Source organism: Aggregatilinea sp. (genome assembly GCF_036822615.1).
Lineage (GTDB): Bacteria > Chloroflexota > Anaerolineae > Aggregatilineales > Aggregatilineaceae > Aggregatilinea.
This window is the reverse complement of sequence record NZ_DAISHJ010000004.1, coordinates 92049-113153: the sequence shown is the minus strand read 5'-3', so window position 1 is coordinate 113153 and position 21105 is coordinate 92049. Positions and strand designations below refer to the sequence as shown.

Below are 21105 nucleotides of genomic sequence, written 5' to 3'. Positions count from 1 at the left end.
TGTCATGACGACTGGCACGCTTTCCCAACAACAACGATCCGAGGCGGAGCGCCGCGCGACCCTCGCACGGATACGCAAAATCGCCCGGCGTACGCTGGTGTACGGCTTCATGCTGGCGCTGGGCTTCCTGTTCCTGTTCCCGATCATCTTCATGATCGTGGCCGCATTCAAGCCCAACGACCGGGTCATCGCGGATCTTTCCAGCATCCGCGCCTTCTTCCCGAACCCGTCGATCCTGACCACCGCCAACATCAAGGACGTGTTCGAGCGCGTCCCCTTCGGGCGGCTGGCGTTCAACTCGGTGTTCACCACATTCGTGACGGTCATTGCGGGACTGTTCGTCAACAGCATGGCCGCGTACGTGCTGTCGCGGCTGCGCTGGATCGGGCGAGGGCTGGTGCTGGGCATCATCGTCTCGCTGATCATCATCCCACTCGAAGCGATCGCCGTGCCGCTCATGATGGAAGTCAACGAGATGAATACCGCGCTGAACCTGATCATCACGGCGCTGATGGCGATACTGACCGGGCTGCTGTGGGCCGCGCTGTGGAACGCTTCGGGGACGTGGGTGGAGGACGCGGGCGGCGGCAGTCTGCCCGCCCCGGCAGCCTGGGGGCTGCAAGCCCTCTTTACGGCGATCGTCGCGCTGCCGCTGGAAATTCTGACCGTGATGATGATCCGGCAGACGATCGACGGCGGCACGTGGCTGAACACGTATCACGTGCAGATTCTGCCGTTCATCGCGGAGCCGTTTTCGATCTTCCTGTTCTACCAGTTCTTCGTGGGCATTCCGAAAGACTTCGACGAGGCCGCCTACGTGGACGGCGCAGGCCCGTTCCGCATCTACTGGCAGATCATGGTCCCGCTGTCGCGCCCGGTGTTCGCCACGGTCGCCATTTTGAAGTTCCTGCAATTCTGGGCCGCGTACCTGTGGCCGCTGATGGCGACGCGCAGTTCCGATTTCCGCCCGCTGATGGTGGGCATGGACTTCTTCCAGACGCAGGCCCCGATCCGCTGGGGCAGCATCATGGGCTACGCGGCGATGGTCACCATCCCGGTGCTGATCATCTTCCTGCTGTTCCAGAAGTGGTTCGTGCAGAGCGTCAGCAGCAGCGGCGTGAAGGGGTAAACAGCGGTTTTAAGTCGATCGTTTTTAATGGTCAGTCAAGGCAAAGACGTGCGAGCGCACGAGGGGGATTGTGCCGGGGCAGATCGTTGGTTATCCGCCCCGGCAACCTCACCCCCGGCCCCTCTCCAATCAAGTTGGAGAGGGGAGCAAACAGCACCAACGGGGGTTGTGGTGGGGCTAGCGCCCGGCGCTGGCCCCGACCAGCCGACGGTTGATCTCCTCGCCGCCCAGCAGGCGACCGTCGCGGACTTCCTGCACGCGCGGCACCTTGCCCGCCAGATCCTTGTCGTGCGTGACCATCACCATCGTCTTACCCTGCGCCACCAGATCTTCGAACAGGCTGAACATCAGGCCGGACGATACCGAGTCGAGGTTGCCGGTCGGTTCGTCGCCGACGATCAGCGGCGGGTCGTTCGCCAGGGCGCGGGCAATCGCGGCGCGCTGCTGCTGCCCGCCCGATACCTGGCTGGGATACTTGTCCGCGATATCGACCAGATCGACCAGCTCCAACAGCTCCATCGCGCGCTCGCGGCGACCGTTCTTGTACGTGCCTGCGTAGGTCATGGGCATGATCACGTTTTCGATCACGGTCAGCGACGGCAGCAGCTGGAAGAACTGGAAGACCACCCCCACGTTCTTACCGCGCCACTCCGCGACCTGATCCTCGTTCATGTGCGTCAGGCGCTGGCCCGCGACGTACACCTCACCGTTCGTCGGGCGGTCGATGCCGGTGATCATGTTGATCAGCGTGCTCTTGCCGCTGCCGGACGGCCCTACCAGCGCGACAAACTCGCCCTGCTCGACTTCAAAATCCACGCCGTTCAGCGCGCGGATCAACCCGCCTTTGATCTTATAGGTCTTGTGGACCTGCTGGAGCGAAATCAGCTTATCCATCGTGCAATCCCTTATCGATGAACGTGGGGGCCGCACCCGCGAGCACGGCCCCAACGCGGTTGGTTACTGGTAACGGAGAATGTCGGACACCGTCTTGCGCGCCGCCGACACCGACGGCCATACGCTGGAGATGGTGGCGATGATCAGGATTCCGACGAAGCCAACCGGCAGCATGACCGGCGGGTAGTCGAACTGGATGAACTCGCCGAAGGGCAGGATCTCGGTTATGCCCCAGGCCAGCCCGACGCTGACCGGCGCGGCAATGATCCAGGCGATGATGCCCACCAGCAAGCCTTCCACCAGGAACTGCATGATGATCGTCGGGGACTTGGCACCGACCGAACGCATCACGCCGATTTCCTTCTGGCGCTCGAAGACGGCGATGGACAGCGTGGTGATCAGACCAATCGCGCCGACCGCCGCCATGATGAACGAGGCCATGTTCAGCACGATGCCGATGCTCAGAATGGCGTCGGACGCCTGATCCGCGATCTCGACCATATTGGTATAGGACGCGGTGATGCCGTTGTCTACCAGCAGATCGTTGACGTTCTCGATGAGGCCGTCCACCTCACGCGCGGTCGGATCGGCGGCCTGCGTCAGCACGAAAAACGCGTTGGGGACCGGCTCGCCGTTCAGGTTAAGACCTTCCATCGTCGCCAGATCTTCCCAGTAGATCGCCATCATATCCTGCGGGATCTGCGAGGAGGCCATCTGCGACGGCGGCATGAAGATGCCGGTAATGGGCACGGTCGCCGTGCACACGGCAGGGTCCGCTGCGTCCGGGTCGCCGGTCGCCATGCAGTCCCCGGCGCGCACGGTGATCGTATCGCCTACCGCGTAGCCGCCCGCGTCCGCCGCAGCCTGCGTGAGCATGACGCCCGGCTGACCGGGGGTGATCGGAGATCCGTCGAGCATGGTGACGAAGCCCGCCGCCTGAGAATCGACGCCCCAGGCCGTGATCGCACCACCGGGCAGCGTGCCGGAATAGTCGTCAATCTGCACGCCGGTAAAGTACTGGTTCGGCGTGGGCGCGCCCAGCGTAAAGCCCGTCAGACGCGAGAGATCCTCCCAGGGCATGATGCCCATCGGGATCGGGTAGTTCACAACGCCGATGATCTCCTGCTCGAGACGCTGGCCGTTGGCGATGAGCGTGACCGTGTCACCCACACCCTTGCCGATGCTGTTCGTGATTTCGTTGGTCAGCACGATGCCTTCGCGTTCGGGATCGTTCTCCCAGGCCGTGCCCTCGACCAGCGTCGAATCCGTCATGGCCGTTTCGGGCACGATGCCCTGTACCAGCATCTGGCTCGACTGGTTGCTCTCGGAGATGTAGCCCTCAAGCTGCACGATGCCACCCGACCCCGGATAGACCTCCGCGATGCCGTCGATGTTGTCCATCAGCAGAGTCTGGATCGGCTCGAATTCCTGGCTTTGGGTGGTCTGGAAGATGATCTGGTAGCCGAACGTGTCGAGGATGTCTTGCAGCACGGAATTGATCTGCACGAAGACCGCCGAGACGCCCATAAACGCGGAGAGCGCCAGCGTCAGGGTGATGACCGTCAGCGCGAGACGCGCTTTCTTCTGCGTCAGGTTGTTCAGCGACTGCTTGATGTTCAGCGGAACGGGCAGCGCCTTGATCGTGCGGTTCAGCAGGCCGACGTTGTAGCCGCCGCCGATGCCCAGGTCGGTCATGGCGTCGAGGATGCTGACGCGCGTGCCGATGTAGACCGGGATCACCGCCGAGATGACCGGCACGGCCAATCCCAACACGATGCCCAGCGCAATGGCCGTGGTCGAAACGGCGAAGGTGTCGATCAGCGTGTTGGCGAAGTCGCCAATCAGCACGGCCATCTCGTAGCCGAGCGGGATGCCCAGCAGCACGCCGGGAATCACGCCGATCAGCCCGTACGAGACTGCGATGCCGCCGTAAATGACGAACATCTCACCGCGCGTGGTGCCCAACGACTTCATGACGCCGATCTGCCGCCGCTGCTCGGTGACGAGATTGTTGATCACGTTGAGCACCAGGAAGCCGGAGACCAGCATCGACACGATCGCCAGCACGCTCAGGATAAGGGCGAAATCTTCGCTGCTCTGGATGGCGGCGTTGTCCGCCGGATCGGTCGCCTGGACGATGAGCGCGGAATAGGGCGTGTTGTCGTTGACGAACGTCTGGAAGGCGTCTTTGTTCGCTTCCGCCTGCGCAAAATCGTCAAAGCGGGCCGAAATCGTGCTCAGGCCGGAGACGCCCGTCGCCGCCGGGGCCTCGTCGTAGAGCGCATACATGGACTGGTCGCTAAGCTGGTTGTAGGCGTGGAAGACGATGCCAGAGATCGTCCACGTCTCGGTGGGGAACTCGTCCTCGCCCAGCATGCGCACGTCGATCGCGTCGCCCACGCTCAGGTCGAAGTCGTCGGCCATGCGCTGCTCGACGACAAGCTGGTGCTGGCCCGGCTGGGGATAATCGCCCTCGACCAGCCGCATCGGCTCCACCGGCTTGTCGCTCATCGCGTCGGTGTAGGCGAACAGGCGCGCCTCGCGGAAGCGCCCTTCGTCGGGCAGCTTCCAGTAAAAAGGATTATTCGACGAGCCTTCGATGGCGGTGATGTCGGGGAAGGCTTCGGTGAGCGCGTCCAGGTAGGTCGCGTCGTCGAGCGTGACGTCGCCCTCGCTGGGCGGCACGACGACATTGGCGGCCAGCATCGGCAGCTCGCTTTCCTTCACGTCCGCCTTCAACTGGCGAACGAGCAGGTCGCCCGCGGTGATGAGCGTCACAACGCCCAGCACGCCGATAAAAATGCTGACCGATACCAGAATGGTGCGACTCTTGCGAGTCCATAAGTCGCCCCAAATTTTGCGGAATGTTGACCGATTCATGCGTTCCCTCGTTGTGCGATCCGGTAAGTATCCAGGTGAATGGCAGCCAGTGGCGGCAGGCGGGGCTAGGCCAGCGCGCGCCGGTCGGACTTGACCTCGTGCAGCACCCCGTGCTTCAACTCGTAGACGCGCGGCACGTTGGCGACGATTTCGCGGTCGTAGGTGGTGATGATCACCGCCGCGCCGCGTGCCGCCGCATCGCGGAAGATGTTGAAGACGTTTTCGGTGCTCATGCGGTCCAGGTTGGCGGTCGGCTCGTCACCGATGATCAGCGGCGGCTCGTTCGCCAGCGCGCGCGCAATCGCCACACGCTGCTGCTGGCCGCCGGAGAGCATATCGGGGCGCTTCACGGCCTGATCTTCGATGCCCAGCCGCGCCAGCAAGCTCAGCGCGTAATCGCGCCGCTGGGCAGGCTTATGCACGTTGGCGTAATCCATCGGGAAGACGATATTGTCCGCGACGGAAATGGTGGGCAGAAGCTGGAAAAACTGGAAGACGATGCCGATCGTCTGGGCGCGCCACTTCACGAGCTGCGGCTGGGGCGTATCCGTCACGCGGCGATCCCCGACCACCACCTCGCCACCGGTCGACTTATCGACCCCGGTGATCATGTTCAGCAGCGTCGTTTTGCCCGCACCGGAAGGGCCGATAATGGCGACGAAATCCCCGCTCTGGATCTCAAGGTTGACGCCCTTCAACACTTCCAGGCTGCCGGTCGGCGTTTCGTAGTTCTTCACCAGATTGCGACACGTCACGAATGGACTATTCATAGATTTCCCCTGTTCCCCTGGCTGTGAGCGCGGTGCTCACTTCCGTATTCAGTGCTCGTCGGGCGGTCCCGGCGCGGCGCGACAAACACGCGGGCATGGCCGGGCACTCTGCAACCCGGTACTCACTGTAGCCGATGAAGGGGGTCGGACCGTAGTAACGGCAATCACGATCCACCGGGGGCGGTGTCATGACCTGTGTCACCACTCCATGACACGTGTCACAAACGGACATGACAGCGGACAATGGGACTGGCACGGTGGACCGGGTAAGATCGGGGCATGAAGAACAAACCGGTCGAGCCAGGGCTTTTCTCCGTTTTCCGGCTGTTCACCGGCCTCCGGTTGGTGTTCGCCGTGCTGCGCTATGTCTCCCCGCCAGAGCGAGGCATGCTGGTCGAAATCATCGAGCCGAGCGTGCTGCTGCTCCTGCTGATGATCCCGGTCGTGCACACGCAGTACGAGTCGATCCTGCTGCCATTCATCCTGATCATCAGCGGCACCGGCCTGTTCGTCACCGAAGCCATGAGTTACGCAAACCGCCCCGACGAGATCTCGGTCGAAATGCTGCTGCTCGTTCACATGTGGGGCAGTATGATCATGCTGCTGATCCCGGTGGTGATCACCGCCGTACAGTACCGCTTCCGCACCGTGGCGATCTTCACCGTGACCATCACGATCATCAATATCAGCATGATGCAGCTCATGGTGGGGAACGTATGGCACGAGACGGCGCTGGTTACTGCGTCGCTGGCCTTCCGGCTGGTGCTGTTCCTGTTCGTGGGGGCGGTCGTCGCGCGGCTGATGCAGGGCCAGCGCGCGCAGCGGCAGGCGCTGACGGAAGCCAACCTCAAGCTCACCAATCACGCGGCGATGCTGGAACAACTGGCGACCACCCGCGAGCGCAACCGGCTGGCACGCGAGCTGCACGATACGCTGGCCCATACGCTGAGCGCGATGGCGGTGCAGCTCGAAGCGGTGGACGCGCTGTGGACCGCCAAACCCGAGCAGGCGCACGAGCGGCTGCAACGCTCGATCGAAACGACGCGATCGGGACTGACCGAAACGCGGCGCGTGCTGCAAGATCTGCGGGCCAGCCCGCTGGAAGATCTGGGACTGGCGCTAGCCGTGCGCAGCCTAGCACAATCTACGACGGCGCGCGCGGGCCTGACGTTGGATCTGCACGTCGAGGAGGTGGGCAGCTTGAGGCCGGACATCGAGCAGACGACGTACCGCATCGCGCAGGAAGCGCTCGCCAACGCGGCCAATCACGCCGACGCACATCACCTGACCGTCCAGTTGGGGCAGTTCGATTCGCGCCTGACGCTAACCGTCTCGGACGATGGCCGGGGATTCGACCCGAAGCAGATCGCCACCGCGAAACGGTTGGGCGTGAAGGGCATGCAGGAACGCGCGGACATGGTCGGCGGCACGCTGACCGTCGAGAGCCAGCCCGGCCAGGGCACTATCGTCATGTTTTCCGTCGAGGTCCAAAAATGATTCGTGTTTTGATTTGTGACGACCAAGCGATCGTATGCGACGGCCTGGAAGCCATCCTCAGCACCGATCCTGAAATCCAGGTCGTCGGCCTCGCGTCGGACGGCGCGCAGGCCATCGAGATGGCACTGGCCCTGCGCCCGGATCTGGTGCTGATGGACCTGAAGATGCCGGGGGTGAACGGCATCCAGGCCACGCACGCGATCCGCGAACAGCTTCCCGACACGCGCGTGCTGGTGCTGACCACGTACGACGCCGACGAGTGGGTGTTCGACGCGATCCGCAGCGGGGCCGCGGGGTATATGCTGAAGGATACCCCGCGCAGCAAGTTGATCCCGGCCATCAAGGACACCGTGCAGGGCAAAACGCACGTCGATCCGGCGGTGGCGGGCAAACTGTTCAATCGCATCGCGCAGGACAGCATGGGGCAGGTTCCGAGCACGCTGGCGCACGAACTGAGCGACCGCGAACGCGAGATTTTGCAGTTGATCGCAAGCGGGCTGTCGAATGTCGAGATCGCGGAACGGCTGCATCTTTCGGACGGAACCGTGCGGAATTATGTCAGCGCATTGTTAGGAAAGTTAGGAGTTGCAGACCGCACGCAAGCCGCCGTGTTGGCCCTGCGCTATGGGCTGGTTGATTAAGTATGTCCAATTACGAGGATCAGTAAGAGATAAAATAACTAATAGAATTTGTTAGGAAATTGTTTGGTGTGGCTTAAATCCAGGTAAAATCCCCCGCCACGAGCACGTCATTTCCTGTTCATTCCACGATTAAGGCGTCCCCAAAAGCGTAAAGTTGGACCGTCCAGGCCCATGATGAAACAATCTCCATATCCCAGTAATTTGACTGATAGTACATAAAAAAATATTCAGCCATAATGACACTAATTGCCTCCCCTCTTCAAAGTGCTTGAATTTGGTGTAAACTTGACTTCTTGTACTGTCGTCAAATTTTAAGTGGCGATGTACAAGCCCATCCGGATTCTAATTCATCATCGAACTCATAAGCCAGACGTTTATCTTTAATACACTATCTTTAGATCCATTAATTGGACTTTGATTCAGTCCTTGTATCTTTAACATGGGTATGCAGCGAGGCTGATCCGGATGCTTCTAACAGAACAAGCGGGGAAACATGTCTCATAGATCGTTCAAGCACTCATTCCTATCGTTACTCACTATCATCACCCTAAGCGTCACCACCTTTTCGCCATTGATCACGTATCGCAGTGTGGCATCGGCCAGCGCTGCATCGCGTGAAAACACCGTCTCAGACAGCCCTGCCGAACCAGAGCAGGCAGCGGCGCCCGATCCTGCCGCGCAGGTGGCGCAGTCTACCGCCGCGCCAACGGAGCCTGCTCCGACAAGCGATCCGACCGCAGCGGACCCCACGGCGACCGATCCCACCGATCCGCCGCCCACGGAGCCGACGGCAGAACCGACAACCGACACGCCTGCCCCCGCTCCCGAAGCCACACAACCCGCGCCAACGCAGGCCGCGACCGCCGAACCGTCGGTATCACCAAGCCCAGAAGCCACTGAAACGGCAACGCCGCTCGGCACGGAAGAACCCACCGCCCTGCCGACCGCATTGGCTACCGACCCGGCGGAATCGTTGAGCACGGACGTGCCGACGGAAGAACCCCTGAGCACCGAAGCGGCCCCCGAGCCGCTGGCAACGGAAGAACCTGAAATGATGCTGTTCGGCGCGATGGACGCCAGCGCCGCGGTGTCGTGCTCGATGGGCATCACCGCCGACACCGTCGCCCCGATCGATCCGTATACGTTCACGTTCTCCGCGACGGGAACCAACATCGATCATTACGAATGGGACTTCGGTGACACCACCACCGCCCTGGGCGCAACGATCGACCATACCTACGCCACCGACGGCACGTACAACATCATACTGACGTGCGTGCCCACCGATACCGGGAGCAACCTCACCGTGACCGGCACGGTTATGACCGGCATCACGATCATCCCGGTCGCCAGCTTCACGGTCGATAACGATTACGGCATCACGCCTCTGATCGTGCAGACGACGAACAGCAGCGTCGGCGAGAACCTCACCTACAGCTGGACCGTCACCGGACCGGAAAACTACACCAGCAGTGCGTTCGAGCCGTCCTTCACGCTGACCACCCCCGGCACGTACAGCATTTCGCTGACCATCACCGACACGGTCAACCACCTGAGCAGCACGGCGTGGCACGAGATCGAGGTGCTTCAGGTCCCGCCGGACGCCTATTTCACCGTCAGCCCGTCCAGCATCGGCGAAGTGCCGTTTACCGTTTCGGTCGAAGGACTGCTGCGCGCAGGCTCCGGCCCGGTCGTGACGTGGACGTGGGATTTCGGCGATGGCAGCCCCACCGTCAGCGGGCAGGGGCCGCACAGCCACACGTATAACGCCAAGGGCACGTACTGGATCTCGATGGATTACGTGGGCGAAAACGGCTCCGGCACGGAAGCCCACCAGGTATACGTCGACGAGCCGGGCGGCACCGTCGCAGCGGACTTCACGTACGTTTCCAACGGCAACGTTGCGGGCGGGGTGGAAATCTGTTTCACCAACACCAGCACAGGCGTCGTCACGCAGAGCGTATGGGACTTTGGCGACGGCTCCGCCCCGGTGAGCGATAACAGCAGCGTCGTCTGCCACGTCTACGCGACGACGACCCAGGACAACTATACGGTCGTACTGTCGATTCAGGGCGTGACCCCGGCGGTCACCTCGCAGGCCATCAAAACGGCAACCGTGATCGCGGGGCCGGTGGCGAGTTTTGCGTCCAGCGCCTCCACGATCACCTGGGGCGACGGGCCGATCGATTTCACCGACACGAGCACGGGTATCATCACGGACTGGCTGTGGGACTTCGGCAATGGGGCCACCAGCACGCAGCAAAACCCCAGCTACGAGTTCCCCGGACCGGGAACCTATACCGTCACGCTGACCGTCACCGGACCGGGCGGTAATTCCAGCGCGCAGGAAATCATCACCGTCAACGTGCTGCCGATTACGTGTACCTTCTCCGGCAGCCTGAACACCTATCCCGGGCAAACCATCGGTTATACCAGCGCCATCACCAATCTCGCGGGCCGTGACGTCACCTACCAGTGGCTGGTCGATGGCGTGGAAGTCGCCACGACGAAAGACCTTTCGCAGTTGTGGAGCACTGCCAGCGACGCAGACGGCTATACGCTGACGTTCAACGCGCTGACCGATGACGGCGCGGACTGCACGCATAGCGAACAGGTCGTGGTGGCGTATGCCGCGCTGGGATGCAGCCTGAGCGGCGACCCGGCCCCCGCGCCTAACGGCGAAGCGGCGGTTTATACGGCCAACGTCAGCAACCTGCAGGACCGCACGCCGGTCTATGCGTGGTACGTGGACGGCGTCTTGCAGTCCGGCGAAACGGGCAGCAGCCTCTCGCGCTCATGGACGGCGGAGGGAACTGAAACCATCAGTTACACCGTCACCGCCACGCCGGAAGGAACCTGCTCCGCTTCGCAGCCCGTCACGATCGATTGGCCGATCCTGACGTGCTCGATCTCCGGCGAACCGAGCCCGATCCCGCAGCTTCCCGATAATCCCAGCCGCAGCTACACCTATACGGCGAACGTCAACGGGCTGGCGAGCCGTGGGGTCACCTACGCATGGGTGGTCGACGGGATCACGCAGGCGGGAGAAACCGGCGACAGCATCACGCTGGACTGGGCATGGAACGAAACCGGCGCGCACACCGTCAGCTTCAACGCGACAACCACCAGCGGCGAGATCACAAGCTGCAATGTCGTGCCGCAGCAAAACCTGAACGTGCAAGTGCCGATGCTGCAATGCGACACGCCGCAGGGTGACAGCGACCCGGTCATCGGGGACAACGTTAGCTATCAGCCCGTGATCTCCAACCAGTATGGCCGCACGATCACGGATTACACCTGGGAACTGCTCGACGCCACCGGCACGACCGTGCTGGAGACGGGCCACGGCGGCACGTTCGACCGCGTTTTCACCGACCTGGACGCGGGCATGACGTACATCCTGCGCTATTCGGTCACGGTGACGCAGCCGGACCAGACCTGCGCGCCCGCGAGCAAGACGATCACCGTGGCGACGCCCGGCGAATCGTTCATGTGCGGCGACCAGGGGAACTTCTGGGACACCGCAGACTTCACGCCGGAATCGGCTTCCACCGACTATACCTATGGCATCCACGTCGATAACTACACCAACATCCCGCTGACCTATACGTGGTCGCTGGTGCCTGACGGCTGGACCGGGACGACCAACGTCCTGCAAACCACGCCCGGCATCACAACCGACGGACTGATCCAGGCCACGTTCAACGGCGCGAGCATGGCACCGATCGGCCCGTACACGCTGGTGGTGGATGTGGTCGATCCGAGCGGGACCGCCGTTCCGTCAAGCTGCCAACTGACACACGCGCTGGTCGTGGGCGCGATCACGGTCGATTACAGCTATACGGTCGATGCGAACGCCGTGCCGATCAATCAGGAAATCTGCCTGACGAACATCTCGGACACGAGCCACGGCACGATCGATGACATGACCTACGAATGGGATCTGGGCACGGATCAGAACAGCCTGGGCGTCCAGATCTACAGCGGCAAGACCCTGCCCTGCTTCACGTACAACAACCCCAACAGCAGCGGGTACGCCGTCAAGCTGACCGGGACGCAAAACACGCTGAGCGCCAGCAAGACCTATACCTTCAAGGTATACGGGCTGCAAAGCATCGCTATCAACAAGTCGAACCAGACCGTCGCTCCGGCCAACATAACCTTCTCGGCGGTGGGCGTCAACATCACGCCCGGCACGTACCAGTGGACGTTCTACGACGGCGCAACGGTAATCGGCACGCGCACCGGCCAGAACGTGAGCTACTACTTCGCCAATGCGGGCACGTACCGGGCCGTCGTCACGGGCCAGGGGCCGCTGGGCACAACGAGCGCCGATGTCCAGTTCGACCTGATCTCCAACGACGCCATCCGCGCCGCGTTCACGCCGTCGCAGTACGGCGGCATGGCCCCGCTGGAAGTGTGCTTTACCGACGAGAGCGTGGGCAGCACGATCACGTCGTGGGAATGGGACTTCGGCGACGGCTCGCCTCACCTGACCTATACCAAGAGCAACAAGCCCGGCTCGATCTGCCATACCTACACCACCGGCGGCCAGGGCTACCCGGTTACGCTGGTGGTCAAAAACTCGACGCTGACCGCTTCGGCAACCAATACCATCCACACCTACAGCCTGCTCGAAAGCCAGTCGTCCTTCAGCATCACGCCCAAGGGCAACGGCGAATACTGCTTCCAGGCAACCCTGCCCAGCGGCGTCAACATCGCGTACTGGGACTTCGGCGACGGCACGCACATCGACGGCGCGGGCGCGACGATCACGATCTGCCACAACTTCCAGGTGTCCGGCAACTACGTGATCCGCATGGGCATCCAGCAGGGATCCGAAACGGGCGAAGTCAGCCGCCCGCTGGTGGTGACGACAGGTCCCACTGCGAACCCGGTGCTCAACGTCTCGGCCACCTGCTCCGCGACGCGCATCGCCAGTTTCACGATCAGTAACACGGGCGACAGCATGCCCGCCGCAGACGAGATCCGCGTCCTGGACCGCTTCAACGCAGTGGTGTACGTCGGGACACTGAAGCTCAACAACGGCCAGAGCACGACCATCAGCGTGCCGAATATGTCCGGGCCGGTGACGATCATCGCCATGGACCACACGCTAACCGGCACCACGACGACCACCTGCGAATACCCGCCGGACATCAGCGTGGCGGGGAGCTGCGTGGCCGACCACGTCACCTTCACGGTCAGCAACCGGGTCGATCCTGAAGTCGGCCCGATGATCGCGCCGCAGAGCTACACGGTCACCGACAGTACGAGCGCGGTGGTGGCGTCCGGCAATTTCGAGATCGCACGCGGCGGGGCGGACGTGATCGTCACGATCCCGAACCCGTACGGCCCGTATACGTTCAACAGCAGCGGCGACGTGGGCAGCTTCACCGTCTCGCATACGTGCAACGCCCAGCCGACGCTGGCGGTCACGCACAGCGATTGCAGCAGCGCCACGGTGTCGTTCACGGTCGAAAACACCAGCGATAACCCGATGGTGGAGGCGCAGAACTACACCGTCACGAGCGGCAGCAGCACGGTCGCTTCCGGCTCGTTCACACTGGCCGCACACGCCACCACGACCATCACGCTGCCCGCAAGCAGCGACCCCTACGCGGCCTACGCGTTCAGCAGCAGCGGGTACGCGGGCACGATCAGCGACGCGCGCGACTGCGCCAACCCCAGCCTGAGCGTGACGAACAATACCTGCGGCGCGAGCAGCGTGATCTTCACGATCACCAACGCGGCGGGCGCGGGCGATATGGTACTGCCGCAGGACTACAGCGTCACGCGCGACGGGGCCGCGTTCAGTTCAGGCTCGTTCCAACTCGCGGCGGGCGCGTCCACCACGGTCAACCTTCCGCTTGGCACGACCGCCGAGCAGTACATGTCGTATATCTTCAGCACGAGCGGGCTGGCCGGAAGCGCAACCGGCACGCGCGCCTGCGCGCCCGCACTGACGGTCAACAGCACGTGCGGCGCAACGGTCGCGTTCACCGTGACCAACAACGGCGGCTCGATGCTGGAAGCGCAGTCCGTTTCCGTCACGCAGGGCGGCGTGCCGCTCACGGTGGATACGCCGACCATCCAACTGGCGGCGGGCGCGTCCACCACGGTTACGGTGACGGATCCTGACCTCGATCCGTACGCGGAATACGTCTTCACTGGCAGCGGCGGCGCGCTTCCCAACACGACCTACACGCGCGACTGCGCGGACCCGGTCATCAACGTGACGTTCACGTGCGGCGCGACGGTTACCGCGACCATCACCAACAGCGGCGGCGCGATGTATCTGCCGCAAAACGTGAGCATCATGCAGGGCGCGACGTCTATGCCGCTCAGCGCCAGCACGTTCCAGTTAGGCGCAGGCGGCACGACCACGATCTCGGTGACCGGCAGCCCGAACCCCTACCTGGCGTACGATTTCGAGGCCAGCGGCGGCCACCTGGCGACCGTCACCGAATCGCGCGACTGCGCGGACCCGGTGATCGAAGTCACCAGCACGTGCGCCTATCCAGTCGCGTTCACGGTGCGCAACACGGGCGGGCAGATGTTCGCCGCGCAGACCGTCTCCGTGAGCAGCGGCGGCAGCGCCGTCACGACCAACCCGACCTCGTTCACACTGGCGGCGGGCGCTTCGACGTCGATCGCCGTGTCGGGCATACACGATCCGTACGCGCAGTACGACTTCAGCGCGACGGGCGGCTTCTTGCCTGACGCGAGCTTTACGCATACGCCGTGCCCCATGCCCAACCTGAGCATCGTGACGAACACGTGCGGCGCGACGGTATCCTTCACGGTGAGCAACGCGGCAGGCGCGGGCAATATGCTCACGGGACAGGCGTTCACCGTCACGCGGGACGGCACAAACATCACCAGCAGCATGACGCCCACCAGCCCGTTCACGCTGGCTGCCGGGACGTCGCGGACGTTCAACGTGCCCAGCACCTCCAACCCCTACGCGGCATACGTGTTCAACAGCAGCGGCTTCGCGGGCACAATCAGCGAGACGCACGACTGTCCTAACCCGTCGCTGAGCATCGTGACCAATGCGTGCGGCGCGACGGTGTCCTTCACGGTCACCAACGCGGCGGGCGCGGGCAGCATGCTCATCTCGCAGGCATTCACGGTGACGCGGAACGGCACAAACATCACCGCCACAATGACGCCCACCAGCCCGTTCACGCTGGCCGCCGGAGCGTCGCAGACGTTCACCGTACCCGCCGCATCCTCACCTTACGCGACGTACCTGTTCAACACGAACGGCTTCGCAGGCACGGTGACCAGCACACACGACTGCACCGACCCGGTGATCGATGTGACGTTCACATGCGGCGCGACGGTCACGGCGACGATCACGAACACCGGCGGGGACATGTACCTGCCCCAGAACGTGACCATCATGCAGGGCACGACATTCATGCCGCTCGACGCGAGCAGCTTCACGCTGCTGCACAACCAGAGCATCACGATTGCGGTGACAGGCAGTCCGAACCCGTATCTGCCGTATACTTTCAGCGCCAGCGGCGGCAGCCTGACGACTATCACCCGGACGCGGAACTGCCCCGACCCGGTACTGAGCGTCACTACGAATACGTGCGGCGCGGCGGTAACCTTCACCGTGACGAACGCGGCAGGCGCGGGCGCTATGCTGCTCTCGCAGGCGTTCACCGTGACGCAGAACGGCACGGACATCACCGCAAGCGTCACGCCGACCAGCCCGTTCCAACTCGCTGCCGGAACGTCACAGACGTTCAGCGTGCCGACGACGGCCAACCCGTACGATACGTTCGTCTTCAGCAGCGGCGGCTTCGCGGCGACACTCAACCGGACCCATGACTGCGCCGAACCCGTGCTGAGTGTGGACTTCACGTGCGGCGCGGCGGTCACGGCGACGATCACCAACTCCGGCGGCGCGATGCTGATCCCGCAGGACGTGAGCATCATGCAGGGCGCGACGGCCATGCCGATCAGCCAGAGCACGATCCTGATCGGCGCGGGCGGCACGGCGACCGTCTCCGTGACGGGCGATCCCGACCCCTATCTGGCCTACACATTCGCATCGAGCGGCGGCTTCGTCGCGCCGCTGAACGCCTCGCGCGACTGCGCCGAACCGGTGATCCAGGTCACCAGCTCGTGCGCCTACCCGATCACGTTCACGGTAAGCAACACCGGCGGCGCGATGCTCATCGCGCAGAACGTCACAGTCACCAGCGGCGGCAGCGGCGTGACCGTCAGCCCGGCCTCGTACATGCTTGGCGCGGGCGCGAACACCAACATCGTCGTGTCGGGCACACACGATCCATATGCGCAGTACGACTTCAGCGCGACGGGCGGCCACCTGCCGGACGCAACCTATACGCATACACCCTGCCCCACGCCAACCCTGGAAATCGAAACCAACACGTGCGGCGCGACGGTGACCTTCACCGTGAGAAACACGGGCACGGGCGACATGCTGACCGGGCAGGCGTTCACCGTCACACAGGACGGCACGGACATCACCGACAGCATCACACCGGCCAGCCCGCTCCTGTTGGGCGCCGGAATCTCGCAGACGTTCAGCGTGCCGGGCACTTATGACCCGTACGCGGCGTACGTGTTCAGCAGCGGCGGTTATGCGGGCACGATCAGCGAGACGCACGACTGCGCCAACCCGTCGCTGAGCATCGTGACCAACACCTGCGGCGCGGCGGTGACGTTCACCGTGAGCAACGCGGCTGGCGCGGGCGACATGCTGATCTCGCAGGCGTTCACCGTCACGCAGAACGGCACGGACATCACCGCCAGCATCACGCCCACCAGCCCGTTCACACTGGCGGCGGGCACCTCGCAGACGTTCAGCGTGCCGACCACGGAAAGCCCGTACGCGACGTACGTCTTCAGCAGCAGCGATTTCGCGGGCACGATCAGCGAAACGCACGACTGCGGCAGCCCGGCGATTGACGTGACCTTCACCTGCGGTGCGACGGTCGAGGCGACGATCACCAACACCGGCAGCGACATGCAGACGCCGCAGAACGTGAGCATCATGCAGGGCGCAACGGCCATGCCGCTCAGCGCCAGCACGTTCCAACTGGCGCACAACGAAAGCACGACCATCTCGGTGACGGGCAGCCCGAACCCGTACCTGCCCTACACCTTCACGGCCAGCGGCGGCAGTCTGGCGACCATCACCCGGACGCGCGACTGCGCCGACCCGGCGTTGAGCATCGTGACCAATACCTGCGGCGCGGCGGTGACCTTCACCGTGAACAACGCGGCGGGCGCGGGTGACATGCTGCTCTCGCAGGCGTTCACCGTCACGCAGAACGGCACGGACATCACCAGCAGCATCACACCTACAAGCCCGTTCATGCTGGCGGCGGGAACCTCGCAGACGTTCAGCGTGCCGACCACGGCGAATCCGTACGACGCGTACGTGTTCAGCAGCGGCGGCTTCGCGGGCACGATCAGCGAAACGCACGACTGCGCCAACCCGGCGATCAACGTCAGCTTCACGTGCGGCGCGACGGTCACGGCCACCATCACCAACACGGGCGGCGCGATGCTGATCCCGCAGAACGCCAGCATCATGCAGGGCACGACAGCCATGCCGCTCAGCGCGACGGACTTCACGCTGGGCGCGGGCGGCTCGACCACCATCGCGGTGACGGGCGATCCGAACCCCTACCTGCCCTACACCTTCACGGCCAGCGGCGGCCATCTGGCGACTGTCACCGAATCGCGCGACTGCGCCGACCCGGTGATCCAGGTCACCAGCTCGTGCGCCTACCCGGTCACGTTCACCGTCACCAACACCGGCGGGCAGATGTTCGCCGCGCAGACGGTCGCTGTGACCAGCGGCGGCAGCAGCGTCCCGGCCTCCGTCTCCAGCTTCACGCTGGGCGCGGGCGCGTCGACCACCGTTTCGGTCACGGGGACGCACGATCCGTACGCGCAGTACGACTTCAGCGCGACGGGCGATCACCTGCCGGACGTGAGTTACACGCATACGGCCTGCCCCGCACCGGCCCTGAGCGTGGCGACCAATACGTGCGGCGCGGCGGTCACCTTCACCGTGAGCAACGCGGCGGGCGCGGGCGACATGCTGCTCTCGCAGACGTTCACGGTCACCCGCGACGGCACAGACATCACCGGGACCATCACGCCGGGCAGCACTTTCCAGCTTGATGCCGGAACCTCGCAGACGTTCAGCGTGCCGACGACGGAAAGCCCCTACGCGGCGTATGCGTTCAGCAGCAGCGGCTTCGCGGGTACGATCAGCGAAACGCACGACTGCGCCGAGCCGTCGCTGAGCATCACAACCAATACGTGCGGCGCGACGGTGTCCTTCACGGTGAGCAACGCGGCGGGCGCGGGTGACATGCTGCTCTCGCAGGCGTTCACGGTCACCCGCGACGGCACAGACATCACCGGCAGCATCACGCCTGCCAGCCCGTTCCAGCTTACTGCCGGAACCTCGCAGACATTCAGCGTGCCGGCCACGGAAAGCCCCTACGCGGCGTACGCGTTCAGCAGCACCGGACTGGCCGGAACGATCAACGAAACGCACGACTGCGCCGACCCGGTGATCAACGTCACCAGCTCGTGCGCCTCACCGATCACCTTCACCGTGACCAATACGGGCGGCGCTATGTTCGCCGCGCAGAACGTCACGGTGAGCAGCGGCGGCACACCGCAGACGATCTTGGCCAACACCTTCACGCTGGGCGCGGGCGGGTCGACCACCATCTCGATCACCGGCGCGCACGACCAGTACGCGCAGTACGACTTCAGCGCGACGGGCGGCAGCCTGCCGAATGTGAGCTATACGCATACGTCCTGCACGCTGCCTCACCTGGGCGTGACACACAACGCCTGCGGCCCGACGGTCGAGTTCACGATCACCAACACGGGCGGCCCGATGCTCGCCGCGCAGCCCTTCAGCATCATGCAGAACGGCACGACCGACGTCACACCGCCAGCGAGCGGCATCCTGCTCGCCAGCGGCGCGTCGCAGACCTTCAGCCTGCCCGCCACCAGCGATCCGTACGCGGCGTATGACTTCGCCAGCACGGGCTACGCGGGCACGGTGAGCGATACGAAGGACTGCGGCAACCCGGCGCTGAGCGTCACCACCAACACCTGCGGCGCGACGGTCGAGTTCACCATCACCAACAGCGGCGATCCGATGCTCGTGCCGCAGAGCTACACGATGACGCGCAACGGGACCAACATCAACGCGGAGGTGTCGCCCGCCAGCCCGTTCCAACTGGACAGCGGCGACAGCGTCACGCTGGCCCTGCCGAACACGGCCAGCCCCTACGCGAGCTACCTGCTCAGCAGCAGCGGCTTCGCGGGCGCGATCAGCGAAACGCACGACTGTGCCGACCCGGTCCTGCACGTCGCGGCGATGTGCGACAGCGGGAATGTCACGTTCACCGTGACCAACAGCGGGGCGGATATGCTCAGGCCGCACGACTTCAGCATCAAGCCGACGACCGGGTTCATCCTCAGCCCTAGCACGCTCAGCACGATCGAGCTGGCGAGCGGCGAAAGCCTTAAGCTGACGATCAGCAACATCAACAACGACACGACCTACACCTTCAACAGCGACGCGTTTAGCATCGCGGGCACGGCCTCGGCCATGTGCCAGACGCAGTACGTCGGATCGACGGGCGACGGCACGACGCCCACCCCGACGCCGACGTCTGAACTGTCCGCAACGCCCGCCGCTGTCGCCAGCGGGCAGACCTTCGGCTGGGGCGGCGTCCAGAACGGCGAGGGTTTGGACACCCTGCCGCTGTGGAGCAGCGTGCCGACCTGCCAGGTCGGGTGCCCGGACTGGCTGATCTACCACACCAACGAAACCGGCGACTGGGAGATCTTCCGCCTAGACGGGTTCGATCCCGAGGCGCGCGAGACGTATAACGTCAACCTGTCAAATGGTGAGGACGTCGAAGACATGGCCCCCAGCCGCTCGCCCAACAACGAGTGGGTGGTGTTCACCAGCAACCGCGACGGGAACTGGGAACTGTACGTCGCACCCTCGGACGGCGACGCGTCGCAGATCGAGCGGCTGACATACAACGCGATCGCAATCGATACCGACCCGATCTGGGGCCCCAACAACTACGTGGCGTTCGAAACGACGCGCGACGGCAACTGGGAAATCTACCTGATCGACATGACCACGGGCCGCGAATATCGCGTGACGGACGATCCCGAAAGCGACCTGAACCCATTCTGGTCGCCGGACGGGGCGAAGCTGGTGTTCCAGAGCAACCGCTCCGGCATGTGGCAGCTCTACGAACTGGATCTGCGCAGCATGCGGTTGACCTTGCTGAGCGATGGCAGCGGCGACGACGTCGATCCGCAGTACTCGTTCGACGGGCAGCACATCATCTTCCGGTCGTACCGCGACACGGGTGACAACGGCAACAGCGTGATCTACATGATGGACGCCGACGGCAGGAACCCGCACCCGATCTCCGATCCGAACGGGGACGCCACCAACCAGGTGTGGTCGCCGGACGATCAACTGATCGCGTACCAGTCGGATCTGGACGGCGACCTGGACATCTACGTTTACGACGTAGCGAGCGGCGAGACACGCAAGCTCACGGGGAACGACATTCCCGACTACGCGCCGATGTGGCGCTGCGACGCCGAAACGCTGGTGTTCACGTCTGACCTGCCGGGCAACCCCGACATCTACGAGGCGGACGCGCTGCCCATCAGCGCCGCGCCGGTCGATCTGAACGTCGATGGCGCGCAGATGACGTACGAAGAAGCGGACGATATCTATCCTGAGATCACGCCGTCGGAAGAAAACGCCAGCCGCGAGGGTCACCTGCCGCCGCTCACGCCGGACGAGGGCGATCCCGACATCACGATGGGCCTGCAGACGGACCTGCTGAAGCCGCAGGCGCCGCTCACCCCGATCGATCCGGCCCGCGACGGCCTGATCCGGGACGACTATCAGGCGGTCGAGGGCTGCCCGGTGCAGTAAGCCGGGTCCAGGCTCCGCACGAGAATCACCCAGCACGGGAGGACGGGATCAACCGCCCTCCCGTGTTTTTGTTTGAAGCGACGTTAAAAACAACGGCAAGGGCAAAAAGCAGACCTCACCCCCGGCCCCAAAAAGGCAGGGATCGGGGACCAGGAGTCAGGGAACAGGGAAAAGCAAGGGCAAAGGCAGACCTCACTCCCGTCCCCTCTCCAATCAAGTTGGAGAGGGGAGACAAGCGAAAAAACGGGCCGGAAGTAAATCGTGAATTGCACCGATGGGGAGAGGTGGGGATCC

Annotated in this window: 7 protein-coding genes; 4 read left to right on the top strand and 3 right to left on the bottom strand. The window is 63.7% G+C overall.

From position 1 onward, the window contains the following. Nucleotides 1-4 precede the first annotated feature (4 nt). Nucleotides 5-1129 carry a carbohydrate ABC transporter permease gene (locus tag V7116_RS02935; RefSeq protein ID WP_324390253.1) on the top strand — a complete coding sequence of 375 codons (1125 nt, stop codon included), beginning with the start codon at nucleotides 5-7 and terminating at the stop codon, nucleotides 1127-1129. Nucleotides 1130-1306: 177 nt separating this feature from the next. Here V7116_RS02935 and V7116_RS02930 read toward each other — a convergent pair whose 3' ends face one another. The 3 genes from V7116_RS02930 to V7116_RS02920 form a co-directional block, all read right to left on the bottom strand. Continuing rightward, nucleotides 1307-2023: an ABC transporter ATP-binding protein gene (locus tag V7116_RS02930; protein ID WP_324390251.1), complete on the bottom strand. Its 717-nt coding sequence runs from the start codon at nucleotides 2021-2023 to the stop codon at nucleotides 1307-1309. A gap of 63 nt (nucleotides 2024-2086) precedes the next feature. After that, nucleotides 2087-4903, bottom strand: coding sequence for an FtsX-like permease family protein (locus V7116_RS02925; RefSeq protein WP_324390249.1), 2817 nt, complete (start codon nucleotides 4901-4903; stop codon nucleotides 2087-2089). Between the two features lie 65 nt (nucleotides 4904-4968). After that, a complete protein-coding gene (locus V7116_RS02920) occupies nucleotides 4969-5673 on the bottom strand; it encodes an ABC transporter ATP-binding protein (protein WP_324390247.1) in 705 nt (234 codons plus the stop codon). 279 nt (nucleotides 5674-5952) lie between these two features. Between V7116_RS02920 and V7116_RS02915 the strand changes: the two genes are divergently transcribed. The 3 genes from V7116_RS02915 (at nucleotide 5953) to V7116_RS02905 (ending at nucleotide 20811) form a co-directional block, all read left to right on the top strand. Next, nucleotides 5953-7170 carry a sensor histidine kinase gene (locus V7116_RS02915; RefSeq protein ID WP_324390245.1) on the top strand — a complete coding sequence of 406 codons (1218 nt, stop codon included), beginning with the start codon at nucleotides 5953-5955 and terminating at the stop codon, nucleotides 7168-7170. After that, nucleotides 7167-7811, top strand: coding sequence for a response regulator transcription factor (locus V7116_RS02910; protein WP_324390243.1), 645 nt, complete (start codon nucleotides 7167-7169; stop codon nucleotides 7809-7811). The genes V7116_RS02915 and V7116_RS02910 overlap by 4 nt, the downstream gene beginning before the upstream one ends. 589 nt (nucleotides 7812-8400) lie before the next feature. Next, nucleotides 8401-20811, top strand: coding sequence for a PKD domain-containing protein (locus V7116_RS02905; protein ID WP_324390241.1), 12411 nt, complete (start codon nucleotides 8401-8403; stop codon nucleotides 20809-20811). Nucleotides 20812-21105 lie beyond the last annotated feature (294 nt).

Bases quoted from the DNA above. Each gene is read 5' to 3' on its own strand.
- V7116_RS02920 (WP_324390247.1), bottom strand. From the start codon at position 5,673: ATGAATAGTCCATTCGTGACGTGTCGCAATCTGGTGAAGAACTACGAA.
- V7116_RS02935 (WP_324390253.1), top strand. From the start codon at position 5: ATGACGACTGGCACGCTTTCCCAACAACAACGATCCGAGGCGGAGCGC.
- V7116_RS02925 (WP_324390249.1), bottom strand. From the start codon at position 4,903: ATGAATCGGTCAACATTCCGCAAAATTTGGGGCGACTTATGGACTCGC.
- V7116_RS02915 (WP_324390245.1), top strand. From the start codon at position 5,953: ATGAAGAACAAACCGGTCGAGCCAGGGCTTTTCTCCGTTTTCCGGCTG.
- V7116_RS02930 (WP_324390251.1), bottom strand. From the start codon at position 2,023: ATGGATAAGCTGATTTCGCTCCAGCAGGTCCACAAGACCTATAAGATC.
- V7116_RS02910 (WP_324390243.1), top strand. From the start codon at position 7,167: ATGATTCGTGTTTTGATTTGTGACGACCAAGCGATCGTATGCGACGGC.